Origin of the sequence: Paenibacillus sp. P2(2022) (genome assembly GCF_029522175.1) — a bacterium.
In the GTDB taxonomy this organism is placed as follows: domain Bacteria; phylum Bacillota; class Bacilli; order Paenibacillales; family Paenibacillaceae; genus Paenibacillus; species Paenibacillus polymyxa.
Map to the genome: position 1 here is coordinate 151,858 of NZ_JAKWFI010000005.1, position 11,628 is coordinate 163,485.

The window sequence follows — 11,628 nt, forward strand, 5'->3', positions numbered from 1 at the left end:
TATCTGTGTCAATAAAGTAAAGGCTAATTCGCAAGCAGCAAAAGCTGAGCTGCCTGCGGATTAGCCTTTTTTGTACATTCACTGCTTATGGTAGTCGTGGGTGCAGATATCGGTCTGCTTAAACGAAGATCGTTTTGCTGATGATAACTAACAAAATGAACAGTACCAAAATTGTTCCTGTACTTGTGAATGCGCCGTAACCACCGTAACCGCCTCTTGTTTCTTCTGCTCCCATGCTCATTCTCCTCTCGGTCATTGTGATAAAGGATACATCGTATCTTATGAAGTGGGTTTCCAGATTGCGTGGGCCAATGTTCTGGTGTGTTGCCGAATCGCCCTATATTTTTCATCAGATGCAGGAGATGAGAGAGGAAAAGGTACGTATTATCGAGAATAGAAGAAGTATGTAATCATTATCACTTGGAAAGTGGGAAAGACGAGATGCTGGTAGATAAGCTGCTCGTGAACATATTTCTTGTGTTTGTACCGTTACTCGTATATAGCGCTTTGTCGGATCATCGGCATAGGAAGCATACCCCGCTGCTTATGGGAGGGGTGCTGGGTGTTTCTTCGGTGCTTTGCCTTATGTTTTCGTACATTTGGTACGGATTATATTGGGATCTTCGGTATGTTCCTTTGATTCTCTCTGTTTTATATTTTGGTCCCAAGGCAGGTCTAATGAATGTGACGCTAATGGTAATGGCTCGTATGTATGTAGGCCCCGAGTCTATGGTGGTGGGGCTTCCGAGCATGATGTTGTGTTATTTGGGACCTCTCTTGGTAAGAAAAAAATTTATGCAGCTCAAAAGCATGTTGCTTCGAGTGGGCATGAATATGGTAATGAGTATATGGATCACTGGAGTTATGCTGATTTTTCTTTTAATACATTCTTGGATCAATGGCAGACTGGATGAGGATGAGATTGAGCTGATTCGCTCAATACTCTGGTTCGGTGTGATTCAATTCCTAAGTATTGGAGCCTCTTCTTTCTGGATGGAATTTAGTTTGGAGCGGGAAGAAATGAGAAGAAAAATTAAATATGCCGAGCGTCTGAATACGTTGGGTGAACTGGCAGCCTCGATGGCTCATGAAGTACGGAATCCTTTAACCGTCGTAAAAGGGTTCCTGCAAATGGTTCAGTCAGGATTAGAAGGGAAAAATCGCAGATATGTTGCTTTGGCACTGGCAGAGGTGGATCGGGCTGAAAGAATTATTAGCGATTATCTGAATTTATCCAGACCGCAGATTGGGAACACAGAACGGATGGATCTGTCTGGCATGGTTCAACAGATCGTTTTGCTTCTGAAACCAATGGCGACCAAGCAAGGCGTAAGGCTGTATACAGAGCTAAGGAATGAAATTTATGTACATACAGATCGTAACCAGCTGCTACAGGCGTTAATACATGTGACGAAAAATGCGATTGAAGCTGCGGAAGATGGAGGCAGGGTATACATAAAGCTGGCGATACAGGAAGAGCAGGCATGTCTGAGTATCAGGGATACTGGAAAAGGCATGAGCCAGGAGCATCTCGAACGAGTGGGTACTTTGTTTTTTTCAACCAAAGAGGTAGGAACAGGACTGGGAACGGTCGTTTCCTTTCGAATTATTGAAGCCATGAACGGGAGTATACGCTATGAAAGTGAGCCCGGAGTGGGAACGGAGGTCGTCATCCTGCTGCCACTGGCACAGGAATCTCTGCTCGCTGCGGAAGGATAATTGTGCGGACGTATGATGGACAATAGTCAGCCGACCCAAAAAGCGGTATGCCCTAATATCTGGCATACCGCTAGTTATACTATATATTCTAACCTGATACAGACAGATTAGGCGTTCAACAAATCTTGTGCACCACGATACACAATGTCATATAGGTCTTCCAGATACTCCTCTTCGATACATGAGAACGCGATACGAAGATCGTATTCACCCAGTGCAATCGTGCCTACCCCATATTGTTCCAGCAAATGTGTGCGCAGTCGTTCAGCAGACAAGCCGTTCAGCTTGAGACACATAAAATAGCCTGAATTGAAAGGATAGTAGCTCCATACATCCCCGTATTTTCCGCTATCGAGCAACGCTTTGACTTTATTAGCCCGCCCCTTCATAATTTGGAACTTTTCATTCTTCTGTTGTTCAAATTCTGGTGATTTGAGAGCATCCAGTACGAAGGTTTGAGATGGGTGAGGACCGCTCGAAATCGTTGCCCGGATAATCCCTAGTGTTTTTTGTTCCAGTGCGCTCAGTACATCCTGATGCTCCGAAGCAAAGGTAATAAATCCCACACGGAAGCCCCAAACGAATTCTTCTTTGGTAGCTCCGTCAATTTTGACTGGTAAAATTCTCGGATGAAGCCCGGCTAGCTGACCGAATAGTGATTCATGCAGAGAGTCCTCGAAGAACAGGCCAAAATAAGCGTCATCTGTCACAACTACGACATTGATGCCTGCTTCCGCCGCTTCCTGAATGGCAGCGACAATTGCTTTACCTTCTTCAAGGCCCGGTGTATAGCCTGTCGGGTTGTTCGGGAAGTTCAGTACAACGATCGCTTTGCCGTATTCTTTCTGCGCCAGTAGCGCCTCGCGTAGTCCCTCACTATTAAAACGGTGATCCTCTGTGAACAACGGGAAATTCACCAAACGTCCATGACGGCGAATACCGAAAGTTAGTTCATAGTTCTCCCAGTTTTTATCTGGATAAATGACAGCATCTCCTTCATCCGTAAACAGGTCGGCAACGATGCTCAAACCGTGGGTCAGCGCGTTGGTAACTACAGGAAGGCCGTAGCCTTTTCCAGCCAGCGAAGGATTTTCTTTCAGCATTTTGTCACGCCATACGCTACGAAGTTCAGGCTTGCCCGCAGGGGGAGCGTAAGGATACAAATCCTTGGGACTGTAAGCGGACAGCTTCTCCTGAATAACCTCCAAATGCATAGGACCATTGCCTTCAGTAGCAATCCCGATCGTAGCATTATACTTTTTGGCAAGTTTCCCTGCCTCGGCGGATTGACTCAAAATCCCTTCTTTTGGAAAATAAATCTCTTTACCTAAAAGAGAAAGCATTTGATATACATGCTCGTTGCCTGTCTGAATGTTTTGATTTAACTGCGCTGCCAGTGGATTCATTCCCGTTTCATCCTTCCAAGTCATTTTGATTACATATTATAGCATTACACACGGTAAGCGTCACGCACAAGCATTAGGGGCCATAAGAGCGTATTTTTTGCTTAATCGTGGCGCTGCGCTTATATTATAAAATAACGGGATAACAGGACAACCAGAGATGAACCAAAGGAGGTACAGATTTTGCTGGATACATCTGCGTCATCGTTTATCCTGCTGCCGGCCTTTGCCAAAATTGTGTGCGAGCCGGGCTGGAAATGGCAGGTACGCGAGAAGCCGATGCCAAACTATGATTTATTTTATGTATGGAGTGGAGAGGGAACGGTTGTATTAAATGGGAAAGCCTATCCGGTGAGCAAGGGCAGTTGTTTTTTGTTCAAGCCGGGAGACGATACCCGTGCCACACATAATCCGCAAAAGCCGCTCATACTTACTTATATTCATTTTGATCTCACCGAACAACCCAAGCAAATTCCAGCCAGCTACCGCATGCTGGAAGAAACGTTCGAGGTGGAGCATATGCTTGCCAGATATGTCCGTCTGCGTCTGGAGCGTGCCTATGGGGCTGATGAGGAGGGCCGGCTGATCCTGAAGCAACTGATGATTCATCTGCTGCGTGCAGATCGGAAGGAACCGCAGGAGCAACAGGCCAGTAACCAGCTCACCGAGGTCATTCGAGAAACGGCCAACTACGTGCGCCAGCATCCGGGACTTCCTCATCGAGTCGAGGATTTGGCAGCACGTGCAGGGCTGTCACCGCGTTATTTTTCGATAAAATTCAAGGAGCTGCTAGGTGTTTCCGTGCAATCCCATATAATCAGCATGCGGATTGAGCGCGCGCAGCATCTGTTGCTACATGCCGGAATGAATGTAACTGAGGTGGCGGAGGCTTTGGGGTACCGCGACATCTTTTTCTTTAGCCGCCAATTCAAGCAGTATACAGGAAAAAGTCCGTCTGAGATTCGATAAGGCTATTAACGCATGACGAATATAAAGGATAAATCAAAAAGGACCGAAGCAGTTACGCTGGGTCCTTTTTCGTATGAGCCATTTGAATCATTCGATCCCCATGCTCAAATGTGCAGCTATTTTTTTGTTACAATCCTTTATTTATGCTTTAGGATCGTGTCGAAAGCTACCAAGACGTTGTCCCATTTTCACCACGTCCCCCAGCTTCAATGCGGGGTCTGGCTCAAATGTGCCGTTTTCAGTCAGCAAAACGACGGTTGAGCCAAATTCGAAATAGGCGAGATCGTCACCTTTTGTCCAGGAAGTCGCTTGTTCATCGGTATATTTGATGCTGCTCACATTCATTGCGCCAACCTTGACGACCGCCACCTCACCATATTCGTGGGCCATGTACGTAATCTGTCGCTCATTGCGGCTAAGAACTCCTCTCATATGCTGCAAGCCGAAGTCATTCACTGGGTATACTTTGCCGCGCAGATGCTCCTTTTCTACCAGTGTACCGGATACCGGTGCATGAATACGATGATAATCCGTCGGGCTGAGATAGAGCACAAAAGCATAGCCGTGTGTGTACTTCTCAAGACGTGGAGAGCGGTTAAGAAGCTCTTCCAGCGTATAGTCTTGCCCCTTGACGTTTAAAAGAGTGCCAGACGTAATTGGGCCGGTAAAAGTAATCCGTGCATCCACCGGACTGGTCATCACCTCGGCGTTCGTATCAATCGGGCGCATGCCCGCTTTTAATTTGCGTGTAAAATAGGCGTTCAGGGAGCGGTATTCTTTCCAATCCTGTTCCGCCTCATGCGTCTGGATCTGGTACGTACGTATAAAGGTGGGGATAAAAAGTCGGCTTGCACCGCTTTGCGCGAAGGAGCCCACAATCCGGCACACCCACTTGCGCGATGATAGCTCCGTCATAAGCCGCAGCCACTGTTTTGCCATTACAGATCCCCCTTGTTCATTTCCGAGCCGTCTTGGCCGGAACCTGTCCGGCCGCTCTGAACTATATTGACACAGAATGTGACGTAAATCAATACAGGGGACGGCCTGGTGAACGTTCGGTGCCTGACGAAGACATTTGTTCGAGAAGCCAACGAGCGTAAGCCATCGGCTGAGCATATGTTTCTTTCCAGACATTACTCATGCCTGCCTGGCTAAAGCCATAGCGCTGATCACGACCGTTGCATTCGATAAAAATAATCTTGCCTTCATGGGTAATTCCCAGATCCAGTCCGACATCGGCGAGACGGGGTAGGTGTTGTGCCAATCGGTGGACGATTTGCAATGAGAGTCTCTCTAGCTCATTCATCAGCCGGGCTATGTTTGAGGTCTGCACCGTCTCTGTTCGTGATAACACCTCTGGTAGGGAACGGGCCGTACCGCCCTGGGCTACATTCGAGACGAAAGTGTGGGATGGAGCAATTTTGGCAAACATGCCTGTCACGCCCCAGATTCCGCCATATCCGCGCTGAACGGTCACACGGATATCAAATGGACGATTATCGCATAAAGCAAGCGGAATGGTTTCCTGAATGATATGAGGTACACGCATCAGTCGCTTATGCAGAAATAAAGGGAGTTCTCCGACATTCAACCGTAGTGTGGACCAACGCCCAGGTATCGTTGGATGAGCACATTGCAATGTCCAGCTTCCGCTGGAATGCCTCAGCCGCATAATTCCTCTACCCACGCTGCCGCTACTGGGCTTAATTACAACATCCCCGGTTTGCTCCATCAAGGTGCGGATGGAAGAAGGATCGCCTTGCAATGTTTTGGGCAGGTGGGAATGTAGCAGAGGGTCTTCCTGTAGAATTGCATGTATATGGTCTTTGCCGAAACGGTTTTGTTCATTAAAAATATAGAATCCCTTGTGTACCAGCCTGTTGATATCGCGGGCATTTTCATTTTGCCGATAGAGAGTGCGATTGTGGATGACTGGCGGCAACGGAAGAGTCATCTGCCGATACTCGTTGCCGTTTTTAACAAAAGCCCGGCATGTTCCGGTCGATATATGAATATCTTCCAGACGAAGAAAGCAGGGGATTAGCTCGTAGCTTAACCCGGCCTCCTCGTAATTGGCGATAGATTCATATCGCGTCCTCATGACGGGAATGCCCCGGTAAGTTGCCGGGTTGAGCATGACGCCGACATGCAACATGAGTATGTCCGCCCTCCTTATCGTCAATCCAACTGACCATATTGTGATTCTAGTCCATCATATGTATCAAAGATCGGCCAGGCATGGACGCTAGCCTTGCGATATGCCCAAAGTCATAAACCAAGCACCTTTCAGAGCAAGAGACGATATGATACAAGATGAGTGTTGAAGGGTGAAGGAATAAGGTAAGGAAAGTAGGTGAGGTGATGCAGAGGCTGAAGGTAGCAGTCATTACACCGGGCTCTTTTGTTATACCTTCGTCCCGCAGCAGTTCAGTGGAGAGGGTAATTGCTCGTATGGTACCACTGGCTAGCCATAAGCTTCAGGCACAGATCTATGGCATAAGAGGGGCAGAAACACCGGATCACGGCGATGTTGACGGAATTCCTTGTATGCGCTATACGCGGGGAGCAGGATATATTCCCGAGGTAATCGCTGATTTGAAAAGATGGTTACCTGCGGTTATAGATGTACACAACCGCCCCGCAGTTGCTTATGCCATTCGCGAGGCTTTGCCCAATAGCAAAATTGTGCTGACTTTGCATTCCACCACGTTCATCCGGGAGCCTCACCTCAAACGGAAGGACATGGGTAGGCTGCTGTTGCCGCTGGATCGTATTATTGTGAACAGTGCGTATTTAGGGGCTGTTGTGGCTTCTGACAGTCCCGATGCGGTCAGAGAGCGCATCGTCATCAACAAGCTGGGTATTCATCCTGGCGATTTCCTACCACGGTGGACTCCTGCAGCAGAAGCGATCAGGTCGGCTCGATTGGAAGATTTCGGCTGGTCAGGCCGCCGAATCGTGTTATATGCAGGCAGACTGGTGCCGGGGAAGGGAGTTCATCGGTTGCTAAAGGCCTTGCGGCGTATCGTCCATACCTGTCCGGACGTGCTGCTGCTTATAGCAGGGAGTGCCTATTACGGTCACGACCGCCTCACGCCATACACCGCAGCATTGCATCGGCAGATACGTAAACTAAGGTTGGCGAGGCATGTGCACTTCCTGGGTTATGTGCCGCATCCGGCATTGGCCTCGTTATATCAGTTAGCCGATGTGGCGGTTGTTCCTTCAGTAGAAGCTGAAGCCTTCGGGCTGGTCAATCTGGAAGCCATGGCGGCAGGCGTGCCTGTGGTAGCCTCACGAATCGGTGGTATTCCGGAGGTTATACAACACGGCAAGACAGGCTGGTTGGTTTATCCGTCACACGGCGAGCAGGAAATGGCCGACGCCATCATCAGGTTGCTCCAGCAGCCTGACTTACGGCAACGGATGGGAGAAGCCGGGCTGGGGGAGGTGCGGAGCCAATTTTTATGGCAGCACTCTGCAGAACGCTGGGCTCAAATTGTAACAGACTGTGCAATTGAGTGACGTGGTCGTGGTTACGTGCATAGGCTATCGCATAGGCATTAGGCCATGATTCCCACCTGGGTGAATGAAGCGGAGCGACCGCTGTTTCACTCCTGTGTCAAAGGAGCGGTCATCATGAACCATCGCACGAACCATAACCCTAAGGATAAAAAAATAGCACGGCGTAACCATTCCAATACTGTCCCCTCTCCCCGTGTAAACAAGGAGAAAACGGTTTCGCCTGCTGGCGCTGGCAGTCACAGACCCACTCAGCGTGGAACGGCAAGTATACCTGTCCCCGTAGAGAAGAATACCTCGCTTCAAGCTGTAGAGGAAGCGGCATGGAAAAAGCATAAGCTTCCCAAAACGCTAGAGGAAGCGATGCAGATGAATCGAGCATCTGTGCTGCTGTTGTCTGTGCCTGACTCAGATACCGAATGCGGAACGGAACACGACATTGCATCTATGAAGACGGAAGGTCAGACCGAGCAAGATTCGTTATTGGATTGTTCCATAACCAGTATTCACATTGCGGAAGGGAGACAGCGTCCAAAGCAGCGAATGCGCTTGCTAGAGCAAGAAAACCATCTAGCTTCTCAGACTGAAAAAGAATTAGGTCGGAATGCCATTCATGATGGCTCAGTGACCGATGACGGGACTACTGACAGTGAAGTGACTTCACCTCAATTTGGTAGCACTTCTTTTTATCTTCCTGCACAAGAAGTTACAAGCAAAGTGAACGTTGTGTTTGAGAAGCCTTTTATAGATACGCAATATGCAATCACCGCCAATGCGAGCTTACCAGGAATAACCGTATCTGTTACCCAGCGACAGAGGTATTCGGCAGTGCTTACAGTGGAACGCAGACAATCGGGTTCGACATGTGAGGGATGGGTTCATTGGATTGCAATGGGACACTAGTAAAAGGCCAGAATGTAAGTTGCAAATCAACTTCATAATGAAAAAAGGCGTCCCATAATGGGACGCCTTATACATAAGGGTGGAGGCGGCAACGCGTGGAGAAGTTAGAAGGGACGTCAGATAATTGGTGAAGGCATTTTTTACTTCTGTTTAATAGGCAAAGCATGATAGCCAAAAGCCAAATCAAGCAAGGCGCTCGCTTCTTGACGCAGCAATAAATTCTTTGGACGGAAGGTAAAGGAGCCATCAGTATTGATGATGGTATCCGGATCTACGATTCCCTGTGAGGCAAGGGCTTGAATGGACTGGACCGCCCAGGCATCTGCAGCGTCGAGCAATTTCACCTGAGTGGCTTGGTCAGGTTGAATCTGCTTCAAGTTTTGAATCATGGTTGCTGCGACTTGTCTGGTAATCGGAGTTGCGCGATCATATTTTGGTATGCCTACTTTGAGTTGCTTCTTGATTTTTTCGATTTCGTCTGGGAAAATATAACCTCCATGTGCGAGCAACAAGGCGTCAGCAAATTCCCCTTGTGTCATCGTGCCCTTCGGGTTAAATAGATTACCTGTTTTAGCATTCATGATGTTTAAAGCATGAAGATTGTCTATATGGCTTCTATAGTTACTCTTTTGCGGGACATCTGCAAAAGGCGGTTTGAGATTGATTTTCTGAGATTGAGCTACAACGCCTAGACCTTTAGGACTGGTGTAATAAAAATACGCGATTTCTCCAGCTTTGTTTTTCTGGAAAGCGAGCTTGTTTCCTTCTGCATCTTCAAACAACAATGGGTGAATCATTTTGAGTACTTGCTTTCCCGCAGTTTCATCTTCCATGACCAACGCCCCATTCTCATAGGAAAAGTGAGTACGAATCGCGAATACACGTGTATTTTGATACATACCGACGTATTTTTGCGCTTCTTTTTCCGCTAACTGGTGGTACGTTGGTTTCTTCACAGTGATAGTTCGAGGGAAGTAATGATCCATGAACGCATCGTACACATCTAGACTCATCATGGAATCATTATTGTAGGACATGAAAAATGCGGTTTTTTGTTCAGGCACCAAAACCATCAATGAAGAATGTCCCGGCATGTTTCCGCCTTTTAAAACTACATGTTGACCGTTGGCAAAGTCGTTGAAATATGTCTCAAATCCAACTGTCGCAATAGGAATCGTCTTATCTGCGAAAACTTGGTAGGCATGCATCATATCTATGCTTTTTTTACTTACGATTTGTTTACCTCCAAACTTTCCATTCTGTAGCTGCATAATCATGTACTTTGACATGTCTTCTCCAGTAGACAAAATGCTTCCTTGTGGTCCATCAGTTGGAGCGTGCCCATATGTTGGATGAGGATCACCAGTGGGACTGTAATGTGTAGCCATTCTCTTGAGAAGGTCAGGCGTAAAGCGCACACTGGTAGACTTCATGCCTAAGGGTTTAAAAATATTCTTTTCCATATATCGTGAGAAAGGTATGCCCGTAACATTCTCTACTGCATATCCTGCGAGTAAAAATGAGAAGTTGTCATACGTATAAGCTTCACCGGGCGATCGTACCACTGTCGGCATATGTTTAGGAATAAACTCCTTCATAGATATATTTCGATTAACGTATTCGGGTCCGGTTATCGTGGTGATATCGGGATAATCTACGCCGCTGGTATAGGTCAACATATCAAACAAGGTGAGGGCTTTTCCTGTTTTATTGGGTATTTTTAATCCACCGAGATACCGTTGTACATCTTGATCTAGTTTAAGCTTTCCTTTATCGACTTGTTGCATCACGGCCAAGGCGGTAAAAGTTTTCGAGACTGAAGCGATTTGGAAGACCGTGTCCTTATTGACTGGAATCTTCTTCTCTTTATCTGCATAACCGTACCCTTTATTGACGACGACTTTTCCATCATGGACCACGACAAAACTTGAACCGTTCACATTGTACTTCTTCATTTTTTCCGCGAATAACGGATCAGCAAAAGATTCTACTTCTTTTGCATTATTGGGAGCTTTCGTCATTTGAATATTGGCCGTAGATGTCGATGGTTTTAATTCTCCAACTTCTAGTGATTGTTGGGAACAAGCAGAGATCATGCTGGTAGAAATGAGTAGCAGTGCAAGGCTTGCTTTATTTATTGCTTTTTTCATTTTCGAACTCTCCTTTTTTATTGCGATGTTCTTGTCAGCACACCGAGTTGTCGACTCACCCGTGTATGAACCGAGTGTAGCAAGCGGCAAGTCATAGTAGCTAGTGACCTTTCGTCTTCTAATGCATGACATCAAAAATAGAGCGTAGTACGGCGTGTTTTATAGTCATGACCTACAAATCATGACACTTTGACACTACCGTATGTGACAGACAACAAGTTAGGATTCGAAGGGCAATCATAACGTATTAGCAAATAAAATAAAGAGTAGGAGAGAATCAAATGACGAAAGAATCAGCTCGAAAAAGGTTGCAAGATTTCTACTTTTTGTTGTTTACCTTCGGATCTGGACTGTTTTATTTTTGCTTCTATTTGGCCAGCATTACATTTGCGTTAGCGATGACGGTTATCTTCGTGGGTATTCCCTTGTTGGCGCGTGTGTTGCGAACAACTCACACGTTTGTCCAATATGAACGCATTCAGACGAAGGTTTATACGGACATATCAATAGAGCCAATCCTGACAAGGACAAACAGTGGAAGGGATAAGTGGATGAAAGCGAGAGAAGCAATTCTTAGTAGTAGCAATTGGAGGGCCGTTTTTTGGCTTATGCAGAAATTTTTTATTGGTGTGATTAGCCTCATATGTGCCGTTATATTGTACATAGCTCCGCTCGTATTTATCGTTACACCGATACTTTTTCAACATCTTGAGCTATACTTATTGGGATTCGCTGTGGATTCATGGGAAAAGGCTATAAGTGTCATGATCGCTGGGTGTATTCTCGTCTGGATCAATACCCGCATTGGAAAGAGCCTAGTTCAAATCGTTGGAATGTACACGCGCTCTATGTTCAAAGCTATTAAGGAGTGATAATTTGTTTACAGCCTGGAAACAATGGCTCTGGTATGACTGGTTATTGCTTTGTATACGTTTTGTCATCTGGTTCTCATTGATGATAAC

General features: G+C 46.7%; 10 protein-coding genes. 5 read left to right on the forward strand and 5 right to left on the reverse strand.

Going from position 1 to position 11,628, the window contains the following annotated elements:
• Positions 1-118: 118 nt before the first annotated feature.
• Entirely contained in the window at positions 119-235 is a 117-nt protein-coding gene (locus MMB75_RS17665) for a hypothetical protein (protein ID WP_013372853.1), read from the reverse strand.
• Between the two features lie 206 nt (positions 236-441).
• Here MMB75_RS17665 and MMB75_RS17670 point away from each other — a divergent pair, with 206 nt between their 5' ends.
• Positions 442-1,719, forward strand: a complete 1,278-nt coding sequence (locus tag MMB75_RS17670; protein ID WP_016820053.1) for an ATP-binding protein — start codon at positions 442-444, stop codon at positions 1,717-1,719.
• Positions 1,720-1,826: 107 nt separating this feature from the next.
• Here MMB75_RS17670 and MMB75_RS17675 read toward each other — a convergent pair whose 3' ends face one another.
• Positions 1,827-3,125 (reverse strand): aminotransferase class I/II-fold pyridoxal phosphate-dependent enzyme, encoded by a 1,299-nt coding sequence (locus MMB75_RS17675; RefSeq protein WP_016820054.1) that lies wholly within the window; start codon positions 3,123-3,125, stop codon positions 1,827-1,829.
• 180 nt (positions 3,126-3,305) lie between these two features.
• Between MMB75_RS17675 and MMB75_RS17680 the strand changes: the two genes are divergently transcribed.
• A complete protein-coding gene (locus MMB75_RS17680) occupies positions 3,306-4,091 on the forward strand; it encodes a helix-turn-helix domain-containing protein (RefSeq protein WP_045244880.1) in 786 nt (261 codons plus the stop codon).
• 141 nt (positions 4,092-4,232) lie between these two features.
• Here the strand turns inward: MMB75_RS17680 and asd are convergent, their stop codons facing one another.
• Together asd and MMB75_RS17690 are read right to left on the reverse strand one after the other, a co-directional pair.
• Positions 4,233-5,030, reverse strand: coding sequence for an archaetidylserine decarboxylase (gene asd / locus MMB75_RS17685; protein WP_016820056.1), 798 nt, complete (start codon positions 5,028-5,030; stop codon positions 4,233-4,235).
• Positions 5,031-5,118: 88 nt separating this feature from the next.
• Positions 5,119-6,246, reverse strand: a complete 1,128-nt coding sequence (locus tag MMB75_RS17690; protein WP_016820057.1) for a YheC/YheD family endospore coat-associated protein — start codon at positions 6,244-6,246, stop codon at positions 5,119-5,121.
• 206 nt (positions 6,247-6,452) lie between these two features.
• Between MMB75_RS17690 and MMB75_RS17695 the strand changes: the two genes are divergently transcribed.
• Complete coding sequence (locus MMB75_RS17695; protein ID WP_016820058.1) at positions 6,453-7,616, forward strand: glycosyltransferase family 4 protein; 1,164 nt, start codon at positions 6,453-6,455, stop codon at positions 7,614-7,616.
• 114 nt (positions 7,617-7,730) lie between these two features.
• Complete coding sequence (locus tag MMB75_RS17700; RefSeq protein WP_029514348.1) at positions 7,731-8,516, forward strand: WIAG-tail domain; 786 nt, start codon at positions 7,731-7,733, stop codon at positions 8,514-8,516.
• Positions 8,517-8,656: 140 nt separating this feature from the next.
• Here the strand turns inward: MMB75_RS17700 and MMB75_RS17705 are convergent, their stop codons facing one another.
• On the reverse strand, positions 8,657-10,666 hold the full coding sequence (locus tag MMB75_RS17705) for a serine hydrolase domain-containing protein (protein WP_016820060.1): 2,010 nt from the start codon (positions 10,664-10,666) through the stop codon (positions 8,657-8,659).
• Positions 10,667-10,947: 281 nt separating this feature from the next.
• Between MMB75_RS17705 and MMB75_RS17710 the strand changes: the two genes are divergently transcribed.
• The gene (locus MMB75_RS17710; protein ID WP_016820061.1) at positions 10,948-11,538 is read left to right on the forward strand and encodes a sensor domain-containing protein; all 591 of its coding nucleotides are present in this window, start codon (positions 10,948-10,950) and stop codon (positions 11,536-11,538) included.
• Positions 11,539-11,628: the final 90 nt, after the last annotated feature.

What these genes read in the sequence shown, in the direction of transcription:
- MMB75_RS17670 (WP_016820053.1), top strand. Translation starts at nt 442, where the DNA reads ATGCTGGTAGATAAGCTGCTCGTGAACATATTTCTTGTGTTTGTACCG.
- MMB75_RS17690 (WP_016820057.1), bottom strand. Translation starts at nt 6,246, where the DNA reads ATGTTGCATGTCGGCGTCATGCTCAACCCGGCAACTTACCGGGGCATT.
- asd (WP_016820056.1), bottom strand. Translation starts at nt 5,030, where the DNA reads ATGGCAAAACAGTGGCTGCGGCTTATGACGGAGCTATCATCGCGCAAG.
- MMB75_RS17675 (WP_016820054.1), bottom strand. Translation starts at nt 3,125, where the DNA reads ATGAATCCACTGGCAGCGCAGTTAAATCAAAACATTCAGACAGGCAAC.
- MMB75_RS17665 (WP_013372853.1), bottom strand. Translation starts at nt 235, where the DNA reads ATGGGAGCAGAAGAAACAAGAGGCGGTTACGGTGGTTACGGCGCATTC.
- MMB75_RS17705 (WP_016820060.1), bottom strand. Translation starts at nt 10,666, where the DNA reads ATGAAAAAAGCAATAAATAAAGCAAGCCTTGCACTGCTACTCATTTCT.
- MMB75_RS17695 (WP_016820058.1), top strand. Translation starts at nt 6,453, where the DNA reads ATGCAGAGGCTGAAGGTAGCAGTCATTACACCGGGCTCTTTTGTTATA.
- MMB75_RS17710 (WP_016820061.1), top strand. Translation starts at nt 10,948, where the DNA reads ATGACGAAAGAATCAGCTCGAAAAAGGTTGCAAGATTTCTACTTTTTG.
- MMB75_RS17700 (WP_029514348.1), top strand. Translation starts at nt 7,731, where the DNA reads ATGAACCATCGCACGAACCATAACCCTAAGGATAAAAAAATAGCACGG.